Genomic DNA, 17,507 nt, shown 5'->3' with positions numbered 1-17,507 from the left:
CCCTGCGAGCGAGAGATTTCGCAATGCACAACGATTCTTCCCTTCAAACGGAAATGCCCATGAACCAGTTCGATCTCATCGTCGTCGGAAGCGGGCCGGCAGGTCGCCGCGGCGCCATCCAGGCTGCCAAACTCGGCAAGAAGGTCCTCGTCATCGAACAGGGCAAACGCGTCGGTGGCGTCTCCGTTCACACGGGCACCATTCCTTCCAAGACCTTGCGTGAGACGGCACTCAACCTTTCCGGCTGGCGCGAGCGCGGCTTCTACGGGCGCGCTTACCGCGTCAAACAGGAGATCAGCGCCGACGATCTGAGGCAACGCCTGATCATCACCCTCAATCACGAGGTCGAGGTTCTCGAGCATCAGTTTGCCCGCAACCGCGTGCAGCAGATGCGCGGCAAGGCGAGGTTCGTTGATCCGACCACGCTTGAGGTCGTCAAGGACGACGGCGAGACCCTGCTCGTCTCCGCCACCAGCATCATGCTTGCCGTCGGGACCAAACCCTTCCGCCCGGACTACATGCCCTTCGACGGCAAGACCGTGCTCGACAGTGACGAACTGCTCGATATCGCCGCGCTGCCGCGCTCGCTCGTGGTCATTGGTGCCGGGGTCGTCGGCATCGAATATGCGACGATCTTTAGCGCGCTCGACACGCACGTAACGGTGATCGATCCCAAGACGACGATGCTCGATTTCATCGACAAGGAGATCGTCGAGGACTTCACCTACCAACTGCGCGACCGCAACATGAAGCTGCACCTCGGGCAGAAGGCCGAGACGGTGGAACGGCTCGACGATGGTAAGGTGCTGCTGACGCTCGACAACGGTCGCAAGATCGTAACCGACATGGTGCTCTTCGCCGCAGGCCGCATGGGCGCGACCGATACGCTCAACCTGCCGGCAGCCGGGCTCGAGGCAGACAGCCGCGGACGCCTCAAGGTCAATCCGGAGACATTCCAGACGTCGGTACCGAACATTTACGCCGCCGGCGACGTGGTCGGCTTCCCGAGCCTTGCCTCGACCTCCATGGAACAGGGCCGCATCGCCGCACGCGTTGCGGTCGGCGCGATCGCCATGGAACCGCAGAAGTATTTCCCCTACGGCATCTATGCCGTTCCGGAAATCTCCACCTGCGGCCTGTCGGAAGAAGAGGTCAAGGAACGCGGCATTCCCTATGAATGCGGCATCGCCCGTTTTCGCGAGACTTCGCGCGGTCACATCATGGGGCTCGATTCCGGCCTGTTGAAGATGATCTTTTCGATGAAGACCCGGCGCCTGCTCGGTGTGCACATCATCGGCGAAGGCGCGACCGAACTGGTTCACATCGGCCAGGCCGTGTTGAACCTCAAGGGCACAGTTGAATATTTCGTCGAGAACACCTTCAACTACCCGACGCTTGCCGAGGCCTACAAGATCGCCGGCCTCGACGCCTGGAACCGCATGGGCGAAATCAAGCAGGAATTGCCGAGAACGTAAGTCGGGAGCAACATATCTGAGCGTTCATCAGACGTTGACAACGGTGGTCGCCGCATTGGTCGGTCCGACAGGTGAATTGCCGAGAGCGATCCGCCCCGTCACTTTCAGAAGTCTCCGTGCCAGCCTTTCAAGCGGACGCGCAAAGATTGCGCGCGTGCCCACAAGACCAGCGAATCGGGTAGCTTTGCCGCTCCTGATAGAGAGACATGAACGACATGCGCATTCTTTCGCTCAATGCCTGGGGCGGCAAGCTCCATTCGCCGTTGATGAAGTATCTCGCGGAGGTCGACGCCGATGTTCTGTGCCTGCAGGAGATCGCGCGCTCGCCCGTGACCGAAGCCGAGTGGCTGATCTATCGCGATGCGGATGTCGACCTGCCGCAACGGGCAAATCTCTTCGACGAGATCGCGGCGGCACTTCCGGGGCATGACGGCTTCTTCTGTCCGACTGCGCGCGGCACGCTCCTGGATGGCGACAGGCCCGTGGCCTCGGAATTTGGACTTGCGACCTTTGTCCGGCGAACGAATTCCGTTATCGGCCAGGCGCTCGACTTCATCCATGGCGGCTTCTCGTCAGAGGGATGGGGCCCACATCCGCGCGCGCGCAATGCGCATTGTATCCGACTGTTCGACCATGATGCCGGCGCGGCAATCACCATCGCCCAAATGCACGGCCTTAGAGAAGTCTCCGGAAAAGGCGACACGCCGGCGCGAAACGCGCAAGCAGACGCGCTGGTGAACCTCATCGGTAAAGTCTGGCCGGGCAAAGAGCGCCTTGTCGTCTGCGGTGACTTCAACGTCCTCTCGGACAGCGTGACCTTCAAGGCACTTGCCGAGTTCGGGTTGACCGACCTCGTGGTTTCTCGCGGCCACACGGATACCCGGACGTCGCACTATCTGAAGAGCGGCCGTTTTGCCGACTATATGCTGGCAAATGCGGCGGTTGACGTCGCGCGTTTCGATGTCGTCACTGAGCCGGAAGTATCCGACCATCGCGCGCTGCTGCTCGAGATCGCCTAGCCGATCTCAACGCGCGGCAGAGACGGCAACTTCATCAACGCCCCACAAATGAAAAAGCCCTGCCGCAAGCGGCAGGGCTTCTCGATTCCTAAGGCTTCGGTCCGATTACTCGGCGCTGTCGTCAGCGGCCTTCTTCTTGGCCGGAGCCTTCTTCTTCGGAGAGGCGGCTTCTTCGCCTTCGGCGGCTTCAGCCTTGGCAGCGGCCTTCTTCTTGGCCGGAGCCTTCTTGGCAGCCTTGCCTTCGCCTTCTTCGTCGTCAGCCGTCAGCTCTTCCTTGGACACCGTCTTGTCGGTTACCGAGATTTCGCCGAGCAGGTGGTCGACGACCTTTTCTTCGAACAGCGGAGCGCGCAGCGATGCAGCGGCGCCGGGGGTGTTCTTGAAGTAGTCGAGGATCTGCTTTTCCTGGCCCGGGAACTGGCGCAGTTGTTCGAACAGCGAACGCTGCAGTTCGTCGTCGCTGACCTGAACGCCGGCCTTTTCGCCGATTTCCGAGAGAACGAGGCCGAGGCGGACGCGACGCTCAGCGAGCTTGCGGTATTCGGCGCGGGCTTCTTCTTCGGTCGTTTCTTCGTCAGCGAAGGTCTTGCCGGCCTGCTGCAGGTCGGTGTTGATCTGGCGCCAGATGTTTTCGAATTCGGCTTCGACGAGGCGCTCCGGCGTTTCGAACTGGTAGAGTTCGTCGAGCTGGTCCAGGATCTGACGCTTGACCTTCTGACGGGTCAGGTTGCCGTACTGGCCTTCGATCTGGCCGCGGACGATTTCCTTCAGCTTGTCAGCCGATTCGAGGCCGAGCTTGGTGGCCAGTTCGTCGTTGATTTCGATGGCCTGAGCGGCAGCGACGTCCTTGACGGTGATGTCGAAGGTCGCTTCCTTGCCGGCGAGGTTTGCAGCCGGGTATTCAGCCGGGAAGGTGACGGTGATCGTCTTTTCGTCGCCAGCCTTCAGGCCAACGAGCTGCTCTTCAAAGCCTGGGATGAAGCGGTTGGAGCCGAGAACCAGCTCAGCGTCTTCGTCCTTGCCGCCGTCGAAGGCAACGCCGTCGACCTTGCCGAGGTAATCGATCGTGACGCGGTCGCCGTCGGCAGCCTTGCCCTTCTTCGATTCGTAGCTGCGAGCGCTTTCGGCAATCTTCAGGATCTGCTCGTTGACTTCTTCGTCAGCGATCTCGACGACTTCGCGCGTCACCTTGATGCCGCTGACGTCCTTGAGTTCGATCGCCGGGATGATTTCGTAGGCAACGGTGAACTCGAGGTCAGCTTCGGCGTTGAGGATCTTGTCGGCTTCGGCCTCGTCCTCGGTCATCGCGATTTCCGGCTGGGTCGCCGACTTTTCGCCACGGCCCGAAAGAATCTCGGTCGGCTTCTCGCGAACGATCTCGTTGACGAGATCAGCCATGATCGACTTGCCGTAGATCTTCTTCAGATGCGCGGCCGGTACCTTGCCCGGACGGAAGCCGTTGATCTTCACACGGTCCTTCACTTCAGCCAGACGCTCGTTCATCCGAGCTTCCATGTCCTTGGCCGGGATAACGACCTTGAGTTCGCGCTTCAGCCCTTGAGCGAGCGTTTCGATAACCTGCATGTTCAAACCTTCATTTCACGTTGACTGTGCTCTTCCCCTTCGAAAGGTCTGGCGAGCACGTGAGCCGATCCATTTGCCGGGAGTGGCTTTACGCAGTTCTGCAACCGTTTTGCAAGCAAAATGGCACTCCAGCCCCCTTCATCCCTGCAGAATCCGGACTTCGGGCGCGATCGCTGATCTGGTGCGGGTAGAGAGACTTGAACTCCCACGCCTTGCGGCACCAGAACCTAAATCTGGCGTGTCTACCAATTTCACCATACCCGCGTTCAGACAATCGCACCGCCTGACCGTATTCCCGCAAGTCCAACCAGCGGAATACCGCGGATACAATGGGCATGCTGAAAGTTCAGGGCTTTCCCGAGCGCGGCGTCTCTATATCACTCGTTTTCGCGGGATCAAAGGGAAAATGCGGAATTCGACGACGGATCGCAGCGCCTCACGGAACCTCAATACAGGGGCTCTTCATAGACCGGGCTTCCATTGACCGCGATCTCACGGATCTGCGCCCTGCCCTTGCCATCAACGCGGATGTTGACGGAAAGCGCCTCGGCATTTCGCGCCTCCTCCAGCGTGCGTCCCTCGCCCTCCGGCACGTAGAAACGCTCGATGCCGTAGTCCACAGTCAAGGGCAGCGACGCCGACGGATAGTAAGAGAACGGTAGCGAACGGAGCACAACGCTGTCGCCGATCGGCGGCAGCGGCTGAAACGACGCTTCCGTCGCCGCCCAGAAGCCGTCAGACTGCTTCTCCAGCCGGACATAAAGCACCACCTCGCCCGATTGCGTTGGCAAGGCACCTTTGAACAATTCCGGCTGCAACCTGGAAATATCGTAGCTCAGAATCACGTAGTCGCCCCTGAGCAGGTCGCGCGGATCGACCGGTACGGTCTTCAGAAGGACGTCCCGCCCGTTTCTGAGAATCGAAGCCCTGCTCTCGATCATGTAGCCAAGGGCCGCTGTCTGTGCGCCGGCAACAAGCAGTGCGGCGAGCAGCGGGTTCAGCCAACGTTTACGCGACGTACCGCCTGTCATCGCGAAGCCTCCGCCTGGCGCGTGCGGGCCATATGCCCCTCGATGCGGATGACCAGCCATGCAATGCACGCCACGACAAGGCCCGAAATCAGGAAGAAGCCCGAGGTGCCAAGCATCGACCCCAGGGTCTCGAATGCGAGATAGAGGAGTTCGCCTGCAAAGGCGATATAGCCGAGATAACGGACTGCGCCGTTCTGCGCACCGGCGAGTGCTATGCCCAGGAGCGCCACCAGCAAGGCGCCTGTTCCGGTCGCAACCTCCGTCGTCAGCCCGACAGCCTCATACTGAAGCCCGGTGAAGCCAAGCAGGGCGAGCGCGAAGGAGTAGAATGCGGGCGCCGAACCCGCATCGAGCGCAAGCTGGCGCACGGGCGACCCTGGGAGCGTCGCCACGAGAAAGGCCACAAGACCGAGGACCGCGAGGCCAACCGCAAAAGCAAGTGACGGACTGTCCAGATAAAGCCAGCCGAGCCAGGAAAGGGCGAGCAGATAGGCCAGATGCCGGGCCCTGCCCGCATCCGTGAAGCGGACCAGCAGAACGACGATCACGGCAAGCACCGGCACCGACAACAAGCGCCAATCAACAACCGTGCTGAACCCATTCTCCGTCAACATGGTGCCGAAATAGAGCCAAGCGAGCCCGCCTGCGACCGTTGCCATAGCCGCGGAGCGAAACGCGAGCGCCGAAAGGCAGGCGCCGACGAACCAGAGCAGTGCAGCATCCGCCGCATCGCCGGACAAATGGTACATTTGCCCGATGAGCGCGATGCCACCGCCAAAGGCGGCCCCCCCCAGAACCAGCGCTGCGGAGGCAAATGTCGTCCTCCCGCTCTGGAGCAGCCAGGCGGCAGCAAAATGGAAGCCCCAGACCAGGGCGACGATGCCTGTGACCCGCGCAAGGCGCGGCAACTCTTCCCAGTTCGCCGCGACGAGCAGCAGGATCGACGCAGATAGCAGAAGGGCCGCCAGCATGAGCAGGACGCGCCCCGCCCGGAATGTCGACTCGCGCCCGTCATACTCGGCAAGCATGGCGCGTGCCGCGTTCTCCTGCAGCAGCCCCTTGTCGATCCAGTGCTTGAAGTCTCGTTCGAGACGTGCGCGGTACATCCTGCCCTCAGCCTTCGGAATCCGATGCTTGAATTGATCCGGTTGTATCACCAACTAACCACGTATCGACGCGGAAACACAATCGCTCTCTCGCGACTGGGGCCCTGCGCCGATCGGGACTGATGAACGGCTTGCGCAATGCGCATATCTTCCATGCGGATATTGCACTGCACAAATCGATTTAAAGCTCCTATATTCAAATCATCAAAGGCGAACGAAGGCATGAAGCCAGACGGTCGCCGGCGGAAACGGCCAACCGCCTCAGCTTGCTGAGAAAGGCCCGACAGAATTCGGTCGAGCGCACTCCTCCTCCCAGCGCTCCTCCGATCAGATTGGCAACACTCCTCCTCCCAGTTGCCAATCACATCAAATGACGCTCGCTGGACCTCCTCCCCCAGCGGGCGTTATTGCTTTTCAGCCCTCTTTCCGCATGTCAGCCGTCGCCATTGCGCATTTGCACAATATTCATGCACACGACCGCCGCATGCGCGCGATGCTATGCATACAGCGCATAGGTGCCATACTGGATCAGCTCTACACCTCAGACCAGCTCCATACTATCTTCAACTCATCGATCGGGGCGGCGCACTCCTCCTCCCAGCGCCCCTCGATTTGGATCGGCGACACTCCTCCTCCCGGTTGCCGATCAGAACAAAGCGACGCTCGCTGGATCTCCTCCCCCAGCGGGCGTTGTTTGTTTTCCGGCCCTGGATTTCGGGCAACAACTCCAGCCACTACTATCCGATTGTGCCATGCGTTTTGACGCCATGCGCGGGGGTGCCGTTGCACAGAGGCTTGCATACCCTGCATGGGTGCGATGCAGCATTGTCTCTGTAACTTCTGCTCAGAACGATTATATTTCAGAGCATCAGATGACGGCCAGCAAGAGAGATGAGCGCTGGCACACGACCCTAGAAAGGATAGGATCATGAACCTCGCACGTTCTTTCAACAATTGGCGCAAGTATCGTCAGACCTGCAACGAACTCGGCCGCATGAGCGACCGTGAGTTGAGCGACCTCGGCATCGGCCGCGGCGACATCCCCTACGTTGCTCGTCAGGCAGTCAAGTAATTCAGGCTGCAGACAGACCCAACAGGTCAACGCCCCCCGGTTCATTCCGGGGGGCGTTTTCTTTTGCCCGGCTGGCGGCAAAACCGAAGGCGCCTTCGCACTTGCGAGACGCCACCTTGCGCTTGGCCAACATCATCGGACCGAGCTACACGCGTGACGTGCGCAACCCGTCCCCGGATGCAAGCGTTCTGGCTTAAATATTCCGTTTTAAGACAATACGTTAGCGGAAGTCAGCTGGCATTTTAATCAATCATTAATTGACGCCCAATTTTGCAGCGGTGCCCATCGATGCGGCGATGCACTGCACAAATGCATAGCAGCTGCATTTTCTTTGCACTCCACCTTCTAATTAGACAAGCGTATAAGAACCTCAACGACGCAGACAGATGGCTGTCGCGACAAACTGATTTTGAGGAAAAGACCATGAACCCGATTCGTATCGCAAAAAGCTGGATCAACTACCGCCGCACCGTCAGCGAGCTCGGCAACCTGTCGAACCACGCTCTCAGCGACATCGGCATCACCCGCTACGACATCCGCAACATTGCGGCTCGTTCCTTCCGTTAATCTCGACGGTTCGAACTGACTTCCAAAACGGCGCCCTTCGGGGCGCCGTTTTCGTTTATTCAAGATTGGAACGAAGGGCCGAGCCATGATAGGAAGCCGGCCATGAGCAAAGACACCTCTTCCCACTCCCCCATCCATGTCATCGGTGGCGGTCTCGCCGGAACGGAAGCCGCTTGGCAGATCGCCCAGGCTGGAGTTCCGGTCATCCTGCACGAGATGCGCGGCGTGCGCGGCACCGATGCGCACAAGACCGACGGCCTCGCCGAACTCGTCTGTTCCAACTCGTTCCGCTCGGATGACGCAACCAGCAATGCGGTCGGCGTGCTGCATGCGGAAATGCGCCTGGCCGGCTCGCTGATCATGAAATCGGCCGACGCCAACCAGGTGCCGGCCGGCGGCGCGCTTGCCGTCGACCGGGACGGATTTTCCGACGCAGTCACCGCGGCGATCGCTGCCCATCCGCTGATCACGGTCGTACGCGAAGAAATCACGGGCCTGCCACCGAGCGAATGGGATCTCGCCGTCATTGCGACCGGCCCGCTGACGGCGCCCGGCCTTGCCGAAGCGATCCGCACGGAAACCGGGGCCGACGCGCTAGCCTTCTTCGATGCCATCGCACCGATCGTCTACACCGAGACGATCGACATGGACGTCTGCTGGTACCAGTCCCGCTACGACAAGGTCGGTCCGGGCGGCACCGGCAAGGACTACATCAACTGCCCGATGACCGAGGAGCAATACAACGCCTTTGTCGACGCGCTGATCGCCGGCGACAAGACGGGCTTCAAGGAATGGGAAGGCACGCCCTATTTCGACGGCTGCCTGCCGATCGAGGTGATGGCGGAGCGCGGCCGCGAGACACTGCGCCACGGACCGATGAAGCCGATGGGCCTGACCAACGCCCACAACCCTACGGTCAAGCCCTATGCCGTCGTTCAGCTGCGCCAGGACAATGCGCTTGGCACTCTCTACAACATGGTCGGTTTCCAGACCAAGCTGAAGTACGGCGCCCAGGCCGAAGTCTTCCGGATGATCCCGGGCCTGGAGAACGCCGAGTTCGCCCGCCTCGGCGGTTTGCATCGCAACACCTACATCAACTCGCCGACGCTGCTCGACGGCACGCTGGCGCTGAAGTCACGGCCGGGCCTGCGCTTTGCCGGACAAATCACCGGCTGCGAAGGCTATGTCGAAAGCGCCAGCATCGGCCTCCTTGCCGGTCGCTTCGCCGCTGCCGAACGCAAGGGCGAGACTTTGGCTGCACCGCCGGCGACCACGGCCTTCGGCGCCCTGCTCAACCACATCACCGGCGGTCACATCGTCTCCGACGATGAGCCCGGGAAACGTTCGTTCCAGCCGATGAACGTGAATTTCGGCCTGTTCCCGCCACTCGATCCGGGAGCGATCACCAAGCCGGAGGGCGCCAAGCGCTTCCGTGGCAAGGAGAAGGCCGCTGCGAAGAAGCAGGCAACGGCATCGCGTGCGCTCACCGATTGCGCCGCGTGGCTCGGCAAATCCGCCTGAGGGCGAACCAGAGATCAGAACGACGAACGGCCCGCTGGCGATACCACCAGCGGGCCGTTTTCTTTTAACCGGACTGCTAAGCCGTTACTCGCTCGCCTGGGCCGTCTGTGGCGAGCCCGTGTCGGGCTGCGCGAATTCCGATTTCGGATTGAAGCTGCCGAGCAGCCAAAGAGAAACCTCGGCCGCCTCGCCTGCGTTCTGAAACTCGAATGCGTTGTCCAGATAGGCAAAATCCGGGAAATGCACGATCAGCCCACGGCCGGTCTCCGAGCTGTTCACCCTGACTTTTCCGGGCTGGATCACGTGGCAGACATAATGCGTGCCATGCGACTGGATGAAGCCCGCCTTGCCGTCGTGCAGCCGCAGAAAGATCGCCTTCCGATCTGCGGTGGAATGCAGCGCGCGGATTGCCTCATCCGGAAAAGCGCGCCCGAATTCGACCATCGCGGAGCCGGCATCGGGATTGTCCCAATCCCGCTCGGCGCGGGCATTCATCCACATGTAGAATGCGCCGGCCAGAACAACGACGGCAATGAGTAACAACCAAAGCATCCGCGGGCGCTCCCCTTCGCTCGGCATGACGCCGATAAACCGCTTCTATACGCCACGAGGCTTGTGCCAATTTGTCGTCGCGTCGGACGCGCCGACGCGAGCGCCTTGGATCTCAGGGGCAGCTTGTCCTCTCCGGCCAGTTGCCTCGCCGCCCTAGAAGCGACGACGCCGAGCTGCACGCCACATCCACCATTGCCGGCGCCATTGTGCCGGGCGGAGCGGCGCCTTCAAGAGTCCGGCACCAACAGTCTCTGCACGGTCGAAGATGGGCTCGGCCAAAGCCAGAGGCACAAATGCGGGGAAATTCGACGGCGAGATCGTCGGCAACTGAGCCCGTGCCTTGGTCAGATGATCCCGTCCGAACCCGGCGAAGGCCCTGATCGCCCGGCCGATTCCGTCGCTGTCTTCGCCGGCGACGAGTGTTTCGCGGTCAAGCCCTGTGGCACGCAGCAGTTCCGCCGGTAGATAGACCTGACCGCGCCTGAGATGCAGCGGCAACAGCATAAGGAGGCCCGCGACAGTCTGCGCGACGCCGGCGTGGCCGGCGGCCTCTGCCGATCTTGCGGCATTCTGCGGGTCCAGCACCAGTGACGAGAGCTGGATCAGCGCTGAGGCGGTCTCGCCGGCATAGCCCTCGAGTGCCGAGCGGTCTTCCATGGGGTCGTCATAGAGATCGAAAATCCGGGCGTCGATCATGTTCTGCAGCACCGCGACCGGCAGTCTGTGCTCGCGAATGCACTGCAGCAGCGCTTCAGCAAGCGGGTGCCCCTCGCCGGAGGCAGCCTCGTTGCCGATGAGATCGCGCCACCACTGCATGCGGATTTCGCCTGGGATCGGCTCATGCACGAGATCGCGGATACGCGCGATCTCCGCGTTAAAGGCATAGAGTGCTGCGAGCGATCGCTGCTTGTCGGCGGGCGCAAGCAGGCAGGCGAGATAGCGGTCGCGGTCCGTATCCCTGAGGTCGGCCAGGATCTGAGCGGAAATGTCTTGCACGTCTTTTCCCCGGACCCCGATCAGACGGCGATCAGCGCGACGGCCACTGCACGCGATTCGGCCAGCATCACATTGTAGGTACGAACCGCAGCCCCGGTGCTCATCGGATCCGAGGACACGTTGACGGCACGGAGCGCGGCCTTCAGATCCGCGGGCAGCGGGCGAATGTCCTTGCCTGTGCCGACGAGCAGCACTTCAATGTCCTTCGCCTCATCGATAACCCGGTAGAACTTCGCGACCGCCAGGGGATCTCCCTCGGAGACGTCCCACGCATAGACGCCCGAGGGCAGCATCAGGATCGATCCACGATGCGACATGTCCGCGAAGCGAAAGCCGCCGTTGCCATAGGCATCGATCGGTGCGCGCCCCGGAAAATGCGCTTCGCGGATTTCAATACCCTTGGGCATTTCAAACAGTACCCTTTGCCGCGCCGGCAGCACCCGCATCCGCACCGGACGTGATTTCGTCCCCCGGAATGTGGTCGGTCCGCTTCCTGAAGAGGATGAGGATCGGGCCGGCGATATAGATGGAGGAGATCGTCCCGACGACGACACCGAACAGCATGGTGACGCTGAACGAACGAATGAGGCCGCCGCCGAAGAGATAGAGCGCAGCAAGCGCCAGGATCGTCGTGAGAGCCGTCAGGATCGTCCGCGAGAGCGTCTGGTTGATCGACGTATCAATCAATACCGAAAGCGGCATGCGCCTGTATCGGCCTAGATTTTCGCGAATGCGGTCGTAGATGACAACCGTGTCGTTCAGCGAGTAGCCGACGATGGTGAGAACGGCGGCAATGCTGCCGAGATTGAACTCGATGCCGGTCAGTACCAGGAAGCCGACCGTCAACAGCACGTCGTGCACAGTCGCGATGATCGCACCGACGGCGAAGCGCCATTCGAAACGCAGCCAGACATAAAGCAGGATCGCCACGAAGGAGATTGCGAGCCCCATCGTTCCGGCGCGTGTCAGCTCGCCCGAAACAACGGGGCCAACCACTTCGACGCGGCGGAATTCGTATTCGTCGGCAAGCTCGGTCCTGATGACGCCGGCGGCGGTCTGCTCGGCATTGTCGCCCGCCTCTTGCGACGGCACGCGAACGAGCACGTCTTCGCCCGATCCCAGTTGTTGCACCTGGACCTCGCCGAAGTTCAACTCGTCGAGACGGGTGCGAAGGTCGGCAACGTCGACCGGACCGCCCTTGGAATGCAGTTCGATGATCGAACCGCCCTTGAAATCCACACCCAGATTGAGCCCGATCCCCGCAAGCAGCAACACCGAGGCTGCCGACAAGGCGGCCATCAGGATGAAGACCGGATTGCGGATCCGCATGAAGCGGATGTCGAGATTGCTGAAGCGACCGGTTCGGATGCCCTTCGGCAGCCGTTCGGATCTCCACTGCCGAAGCCAACGCTTCACGATCAGACGGGTTACCGTATAGGCGGTGAAAAGCGTCGTGACGCTGCCGATCGCAAGGGTAACGGCGAAACCGCGCACGGGACCGGAACCGAGATAGAACAGGATGGCGCTGGCGATCAGCATCGTCAGGTTGGCGTCGAAGATGCTGCTGAAGACGCGGGAGAATGCGTTGTTGATCGTGCGGCGCAACGGCTCGCCCCCCCGAACCTCCTCACGCAGGCGCTCGTAGATCAGCACGTTCGAGTCGACCGCGACACCGATCGTCAGGATGATGCCGGCGATCCCCGGGAGTGTCAGCGTCGCGCCCGAAACGGAAAGCACCGCAAGGATCAAGACGATGTTCAGAGCGAGTGCAATGACGGCAAAGACACCGAAAACGCCATAGAAGAAGATCATCGAGGCAGCGACGGCAATTGCCGCGACGAGGCCGGCCTTGAGCCCATCGGTAATCGCATCGACACCGACGCCGGGGCCGACCGTCCGCTCCTCAACGAAGGTCAGTTGCGTCGGCAGAGGGCCGGTTCTGATGAGAGCAGCGAGATCCGCAGCCGAATCGGCCGGAAGCTCAGCAGAAATGCGCGCCGTGTCGCCCTTGACCGCGTCGGAAAGTTTCGGTGTCGCGGCAACCTGACCGTCAAGGATAATCGCAACCTTGGCCTCCGGCTGCTGCGCCGTGACGGCGGCAACGCGCTGCTGCGAGGCCGCATCGAGCTTCACCACCACCGATGCCGTGTCAGCGGACGGATCTGCCTCAGGCTGCGCGGCGAGGAAACTCGCCGTACCCAGCAGCGGCTCCTTCTGGACGAGATAGGGCACCGGCGGATCGTCATAGGAATAGAGGACTTCTGCGCCCACCGGCGCCTGTCCCTCGACGGCCTGCTGTACCGGAACGGCCGTATCGAGCAATCTGAAGGTCAGATGAGCGCTCTGGCTCAACAAGTCCTTCAGTCGCTGCGGGTCGTCGAGCCCCGGGACCTGGACGATCAGGCGATCTTCGCCGCGGCGCTGTATGAGCGGCTCCAGGACGCCAACTTCAGCAACACGACGCCGCACTACGTCGATAGACTGAGCCAGGGCCAACGACAGCCGGTAGTCGATGCCTTCGTCGGTCAGCCGCAGCCGGACGAGCTCATCTTCGTCGGCGCTGTCGAAAACGACTTCCGAGACCGCGCCTCTGCCGAACCCGCCGATTTCAACCGGCGCCGTCAGCGTCTTCAGCTTGTCGCGCGCGGCGGGGAGTTGCGCCCGGTCCCGAACGCGGAACGAAATCGACTGGCCTTCGCCGGCAAGGCCGATATAGGCGATATCGGCATCGCGCAGGGACTTGCCGACTTCGCCGGCGACCGCCTCGAGCCTCTCGGCGACGATGTCGCTGCGTGCGGCCCGCAGCATGAAGTGCGAGCCTCCCTGGAGATCAAGGCCGAGCGCTACCTGGCGATGAGGCATCCAGGACGGAAGACCCGCTGCCTCATCACGGCTCAGAACATTCGGCAAGGCAAAGGCGATGCCGGCGAGAGCCACCAACCAGACGAGGATACGTTTCAACGGCGGGAATCTGCGCATGCCTCAAACGCTCCAGTTGTTCGTCGGATGGTGACTGTTCGCGTCCCTTATTCTTTCACAGGTTCGCCCTTGACGCGAACTTCAGATACGCCGCTGCGAACGACGCGGATCTTAACGCCATCAGCGATTTCGACTTCGAGTTCATTGTCATCGACGACCTTCGTGACCTTGCCGACGATGCCACCGCCGGTCACCACCTGATCACCGCGACGGATGTTCTTCAACAGCTCCTCGCGGCGCTTCATCTGGGCGCGCTGCGGACGGATGATGAGGAAATACATGACAACAAAAATCAGCAGGAACGGCAGGATGGACATAAGGATGTCCGCGCCGCCAGTGGAAGGGGCACCGGCTGTCTGCGCAAAAGCTTCGGTAATGAACATCGATCACTCCTTGAGTTCAAATATCGGCGGTTCCTCCGCACCAAATCGGCCGGAATATAGGGGCGCCCGGCCACTCTGCAAAGCGGCGGCACCCTTACCCGTTCCAGTGCCTCTGACACAATTTGGACAAGAGGAGAACCCCCCGTGCAAGGCTCTGCGGCCTTTTCCAGCGCAAACCTGCGTGCTACCGGGTGTCTGTTAACGGTAGCGTCGCAATCGCGCGGCAATCGCGCGCCGTTAGAGGCGCCCCATATTTGCTGTGGCGTGACCAAATGATTGATTCAGTTGTTGGAGACAGACAGATGCCGGAAGCAAAGATCGACGTTCTGATCAAGGAAATGCAGAAGCTTTCCGCGGCGATCGAGCGCATGGCCGGACCGGCCGCAGCGAGCAATGATTGGGACGCCGCCGAATGCTTCGTGTGGGCTCCCGCCACGCATCATCTGCAACCGGTCGCCAGGCCCAATCGCATCGAACTGTCGCTGATCACCGGCGTCGATCACGTCCGCGATATTCTGCTCGACAACACATTGCGCTTTGCCGAGGGCTTTCCCGCCAACAACGTGCTCCTCTGGGGTGCGCGTGGCATGGGCAAGTCTTCGCTGGTGAAATCCGTACATGCGCAGGTCGCTCGCGATACGGGCGTTGCGGTCAAGCTCGTCGAGGTGCATCGCGAGGATATCGCAACCCTGCCCGCCCTGATGGACATCCTCAAGACCGCGCCGGTGCCCGTGATCGTCTTCTGCGACGACCTGTCCTTCGATCATGACGACACGTCCTACAAGTCGCTGAAGGCCGTGCTCGACGGTGGCGTCGAAGGGCGTCCGTCGAACGTGCTGCTCTATGCGACATCGAACCGACGCCACCTGTTGCCGCGGCACATGATGGAAAACGAACAGTCGACCGCCATCAACCCATCCGAGGCCGTCGAGGAGAAGGTCTCCTTGTCCGACCGCTTCGGGCTGTGGCTCGGCTTCCACAAGTGCAGCCAGGAAGACTACCTTGCCATGATCGACGGCTATGCCAAGCACTACGGCTTTGCCGTCGACGCAGAGACCTTGCATGCCGAAGCGCTCGAATGGGCAACCACCCGTGGCGCAAGGTCCGGCCGCGTCGCCTGGCAGTTCATCCAGGATCTCGCCGGACGCATGCGCCATCGGCTGGAGGCATAACTCCAGCGATCGGATCGCGCGCCATACCTGCTCGCCTACAGACAAAAAACCGCCTGCCGGGTTCGGCAGGCGGTTTTTGATTCTCGCAATTCCTCGATCGACCCTCGACCAGGCGAATGGCCCGGGCCTATTCGAGGAAGGTCGCCGGGTTTACGGCGGTGGCGTTCTTGCGCACCTCGAAGTGCACCTGCGGCTGGCTGGCGCGACCGGTCATGCCGGAAGCCGCAAGCGTCTGGCCACGCTGAACCTTCTGGCCGCGCTGAACCTTGAGTTCGGAAGCGTTGCCGTAGACCGTGACCGTGCCGTCGTCGTGGCGGACCAGGACAGCGTTGCCCAATTCCTTCAGGCTGCTGCCCGAGTAGATGACGACGCCGTTTTCGGCCGCCTTGATCGGCGTGCCCTCGGGCACGGAGATGTTGATGCCGTCATTGCGGTTGCCGTCGACGTTGGCGCCGTAACCGGCGACCACCGCGCCACGTACCGGCCAGCGGTACTTGCTGATCCCGGTCGACTTCGGCGAGTCTTCATCGACATCCGTCTTGAGCGCAGCAACATCGGTGACGCTCTGCTTGGCGGCCGGCGGCTGGTATTCTGCCGGCTTGTTCTTTTCGAGAGAAGCGACCTGCGGCTGCTCGGTCTTCTTGCTCGGAACAGATGCCGTCTTGACCTGGTCCAGCGCTGCCCCGCCTGCGCCCGGCAGCTGCAGCGTCTGGCCGACGCGGATCGATTCTGCGCTCAGGCCGTTTGCCTGCTTGAGGGCTGCGACAGACACACCCGTGGTCTTGGCGATGCGATTGAGCGAGTCGCCAGCCTTGACGGTATAGGTGCCGCCGCCATTGCCTTCACCGTTCGTCGCGGGCTTGCCGGCAACGACGTCGGTCTTGCCAGCGTTCTTTTCGCGGGATTGGGCGGATCCCGGCAGGATGGCGACGTCGCGCTGGTCGTTCGGCAGCGGCGAAGGCTGACGCTTGTTGCCATCGAGGCCAGCGATCGAGTTGGTGGCTGCTGCCTTCGCCGGGCTACCGACGGAACCAAAGGTCGGGATGACCAGACGCTGACCGGTTTCAACCTGAGCTGCAGTCTGCAGCCCGTTCGCCTTCAGAATTTCTTTCTCGGGAACACCGAAGCGCTTGGAGAGAACTGCGACATTATCGCCGGGGCGAACCATGATCGTCGGGGCATTCTGCGTCGTCCAGCCGCTCTTGCTTGCGGTCTCGTTGACGGCCGCGGGAAGCGTCTGGCGCGTCGCTACGGCCGCCTGCTGCCGAGCAGCAGGGAACGGCTGCGCCTCAGGACTCTGTCGCGTGGTCGCGCTCGGATCAGCCAAGGTCGTACGCTGAACGGAGATCGGTGTCGATGCACCACGGGCCGTGGATACCGGAGTGGAAGCGGTGCTCACCGGATCATAGCCGCCCTGCGCGCTTGCAGCAGTCGGATAGGGCTGACCGAGCGCGCCGCTGCGCGAATCCGCAGGAGACGTCGACGCCATCTGGCCGACGGCTACATCGCCGCGCGGAACCGGCGTTGCATCGCGCGGAATTGCGCTTGTGGTAATATTGTCCGACCGGGAGAACAGGCCGTCAAATCGGCTGGCATCCGAACTGCAGCCCGTTGCGGCGCTTGCTAGCAGAACCGCCACGCACAGGCGGATCGTGGACTTTCCAACCCCGGGAGATACAAACTGACGCATGACGCTTACCCACTCCGAACGCAACTCGATGTGGGATGATTAAAGCTTATTAGAGTTACCGCCCGGTTAAGGTCAGCACCACCAAAGGACTAATTTGACGAAACGCTAACCATAGACCCGGCTCGCCATGTGATAGCGCGGTCGAGCTGGCGGCTTGCTGCGGGCTTCGCGCAAGGCATTGAGAGTGCGGAAGCCCCGGGTGCGACGATGGCGAAATCCTAGCTCAGTTCAGAATAGAGGCGCTCGATTTCAGAAACGGAACGCCGTTCCGTCGGCTCATCTTCATAGCTGATGCTCGTCAGGTCCCAGGCGAAGATCGAACGCCCCTCAGGCCGGGCCGGCGCTTCAGACTGGGCGGTC

The 17,507-nt window shown here is 61.6% G+C and carries 15 protein-coding genes and 1 tRNA gene; 6 read left to right on the top strand and 10 right to left on the bottom strand.

Annotated elements, in window-relative coordinates:
• The first annotated feature begins 59 nt into the window (after nt 1–59).
• Entirely contained in the window at nt 60–1,475 is a 1,416-nt protein-coding gene (sthA, locus tag I8N66_RS17980) for a Si-specific NAD(P)(+) transhydrogenase (protein ID WP_291156114.1), read from the top strand.
• Between the two features lie 215 nt (nt 1,476–1,690).
• Nucleotides 1,691–2,494 (top strand): endonuclease/exonuclease/phosphatase family protein, encoded by an 804-nt coding sequence (locus I8N66_RS17975; protein ID WP_291156163.1) that lies wholly within the window; start codon nt 1,691–1,693, stop codon nt 2,492–2,494.
• Nucleotides 2,495–2,599: 105 nt separating this feature from the next.
• On the opposite strand, the gene tig is transcribed toward I8N66_RS17975, so the two are convergent.
• The 4 genes from tig to I8N66_RS17955 all read right to left on the bottom strand — a co-directional run bounded on the left by tig (nt 2,600) and on the right by I8N66_RS17955 (nt 6,215).
• Nucleotides 2,600–4,078 carry a trigger factor gene (tig, locus tag I8N66_RS17970; protein WP_291156111.1) on the bottom strand — a complete coding sequence of 493 codons (1,479 nt, stop codon included), beginning with the start codon at nt 4,076–4,078 and terminating at the stop codon, nt 2,600–2,602.
• A gap of 179 nt (nt 4,079–4,257) precedes the next feature.
• Nucleotides 4,258–4,342: transfer RNA gene (locus tag I8N66_RS17965), tRNA-Leu, on the bottom strand.
• Nucleotides 4,343–4,524: 182 nt separating this feature from the next.
• Nucleotides 4,525–5,109, bottom strand: coding sequence for a GDYXXLXY domain-containing protein (locus I8N66_RS17960; protein ID WP_291156108.1), 585 nt, complete (start codon nt 5,107–5,109; stop codon nt 4,525–4,527).
• Nucleotides 5,106–6,215, bottom strand: coding sequence for a DUF2157 domain-containing protein (locus tag I8N66_RS17955; RefSeq protein WP_291156105.1), 1,110 nt, complete (start codon nt 6,213–6,215; stop codon nt 5,106–5,108). The genes I8N66_RS17960 and I8N66_RS17955 overlap by 4 nt, the downstream gene beginning before the upstream one ends.
• 928 nt (nt 6,216–7,143) lie before the next feature.
• Here I8N66_RS17955 and I8N66_RS17950 point away from each other — a divergent pair.
• From I8N66_RS17950 to trmFO, 3 genes are all read left to right on the top strand, one after another.
• Entirely contained in the window at nt 7,144–7,287 is a 144-nt protein-coding gene (locus I8N66_RS17950) for a DUF1127 domain-containing protein (RefSeq protein WP_113537608.1), read from the top strand.
• A gap of 423 nt (nt 7,288–7,710) precedes the next feature.
• Entirely contained in the window at nt 7,711–7,854 is a 144-nt protein-coding gene (locus I8N66_RS37565) for a DUF1127 domain-containing protein (RefSeq protein WP_082616298.1), read from the top strand.
• Nucleotides 7,855–7,956: 102 nt separating this feature from the next.
• Complete coding sequence (trmFO, locus tag I8N66_RS17940; RefSeq protein WP_291156101.1) at nt 7,957–9,375, top strand: methylenetetrahydrofolate--tRNA-(uracil(54)-C(5))-methyltransferase (FADH(2)-oxidizing) TrmFO; 1,419 nt, start codon at nt 7,957–7,959, stop codon at nt 9,373–9,375.
• Nucleotides 9,376–9,459: 84 nt separating this feature from the next.
• On the opposite strand, the gene I8N66_RS17935 is transcribed toward trmFO, so the two are convergent.
• The 5 genes from I8N66_RS17935 to yajC all read right to left on the bottom strand — a co-directional run bounded on the left by I8N66_RS17935 (nt 9,460) and on the right by yajC (nt 14,285).
• Entirely contained in the window at nt 9,460–9,927 is a 468-nt protein-coding gene (locus I8N66_RS17935) for a hypothetical protein (protein ID WP_113537610.1), read from the bottom strand.
• Between the two features lie 153 nt (nt 9,928–10,080).
• Nucleotides 10,081–10,923: a phytoene/squalene synthase family protein gene (locus I8N66_RS17930; protein ID WP_113537611.1), complete on the bottom strand. Its 843-nt coding sequence runs from the start codon at nt 10,921–10,923 to the stop codon at nt 10,081–10,083.
• Nucleotides 10,924–10,943: 20 nt separating this feature from the next.
• Entirely contained in the window at nt 10,944–11,330 is a 387-nt protein-coding gene (locus I8N66_RS17925) for an Mth938-like domain-containing protein (RefSeq protein WP_291156157.1), read from the bottom strand.
• Between the two features lies 1 nt (nt 11,331).
• Entirely contained in the window at nt 11,332–13,902 is a 2,571-nt protein-coding gene (gene secDF, locus I8N66_RS17920; protein WP_291156095.1) for a protein translocase subunit SecDF, read from the bottom strand.
• 47 nt (nt 13,903–13,949) lie between these two features.
• Nucleotides 13,950–14,285, bottom strand: a complete 336-nt coding sequence (yajC, locus tag I8N66_RS17915) for a preprotein translocase subunit YajC (RefSeq protein WP_113537614.1) — start codon at nt 14,283–14,285, stop codon at nt 13,950–13,952.
• A 302-nt stretch (nt 14,286–14,587) separates the two neighbouring features.
• Between yajC and I8N66_RS17910 the strand changes: the two genes are divergently transcribed.
• Nucleotides 14,588–15,457 carry an ATP-binding protein gene (locus tag I8N66_RS17910; RefSeq protein WP_113537615.1) on the top strand — a complete coding sequence of 290 codons (870 nt, stop codon included), beginning with the start codon at nt 14,588–14,590 and terminating at the stop codon, nt 15,455–15,457.
• Nucleotides 15,458–15,584: 127 nt separating this feature from the next.
• On the opposite strand, the gene I8N66_RS17905 is transcribed toward I8N66_RS17910, so the two are convergent.
• Complete coding sequence (locus tag I8N66_RS17905; protein ID WP_291156090.1) at nt 15,585–17,147, bottom strand: peptidoglycan DD-metalloendopeptidase family protein; 1,563 nt, start codon at nt 17,145–17,147, stop codon at nt 15,585–15,587.
• Between the last annotated feature and the right edge of the window lie 360 nt (nt 17,148–17,507).

Origin of the sequence: Ensifer sp. SSB1 (assembly GCF_016652895.1) — a bacterium.
In the GTDB taxonomy this organism is placed as follows: Bacteria; Pseudomonadota; Alphaproteobacteria; order Rhizobiales; family Rhizobiaceae; genus Ensifer.
This window is presented reverse-complemented; position numbering and strand designations above follow the sequence as displayed.

Bases quoted from the DNA above. Each gene is read 5' to 3' on its own strand.
- sthA (WP_291156114.1), top strand. From the start codon at position 60: ATGAACCAGTTCGATCTCATCGTCGTCGGAAGCGGGCCGGCAGGTCGC.
- I8N66_RS17975 (WP_291156163.1), top strand. From the start codon at position 1,691: ATGCGCATTCTTTCGCTCAATGCCTGGGGCGGCAAGCTCCATTCGCCG.
- tig (WP_291156111.1), bottom strand. From the start codon at position 4,078: ATGCAGGTTATCGAAACGCTCGCTCAAGGGCTGAAGCGCGAACTCAAG.
- I8N66_RS17960 (WP_291156108.1), bottom strand. From the start codon at position 5,109: ATGACAGGCGGTACGTCGCGTAAACGTTGGCTGAACCCGCTGCTCGCC.
- I8N66_RS17955 (WP_291156105.1), bottom strand. From the start codon at position 6,215: ATGTACCGCGCACGTCTCGAACGAGACTTCAAGCACTGGATCGACAAG.
- I8N66_RS17950 (WP_113537608.1), top strand. From the start codon at position 7,144: ATGAACCTCGCACGTTCTTTCAACAATTGGCGCAAGTATCGTCAGACC.
- I8N66_RS37565 (WP_082616298.1), top strand. From the start codon at position 7,711: ATGAACCCGATTCGTATCGCAAAAAGCTGGATCAACTACCGCCGCACC.
- trmFO (WP_291156101.1), top strand. From the start codon at position 7,957: ATGAGCAAAGACACCTCTTCCCACTCCCCCATCCATGTCATCGGTGGC.
- I8N66_RS17935 (WP_113537610.1), bottom strand. From the start codon at position 9,927: ATGCTTTGGTTGTTACTCATTGCCGTCGTTGTTCTGGCCGGCGCATTC.
- I8N66_RS17925 (WP_291156157.1), bottom strand. From the start codon at position 11,330: ATGCCCAAGGGTATTGAAATCCGCGAAGCGCATTTTCCGGGGCGCGCA.
- secDF (WP_291156095.1), bottom strand. From the start codon at position 13,902: ATGCGCAGATTCCCGCCGTTGAAACGTATCCTCGTCTGGTTGGTGGCT.
- yajC (WP_113537614.1), bottom strand. From the start codon at position 14,285: ATGTTCATTACCGAAGCTTTTGCGCAGACAGCCGGTGCCCCTTCCACT.
- I8N66_RS17910 (WP_113537615.1), top strand. From the start codon at position 14,588: ATGCCGGAAGCAAAGATCGACGTTCTGATCAAGGAAATGCAGAAGCTT.
- I8N66_RS17905 (WP_291156090.1), bottom strand. From the start codon at position 17,147: ATGCGTCAGTTTGTATCTCCCGGGGTTGGAAAGTCCACGATCCGCCTG.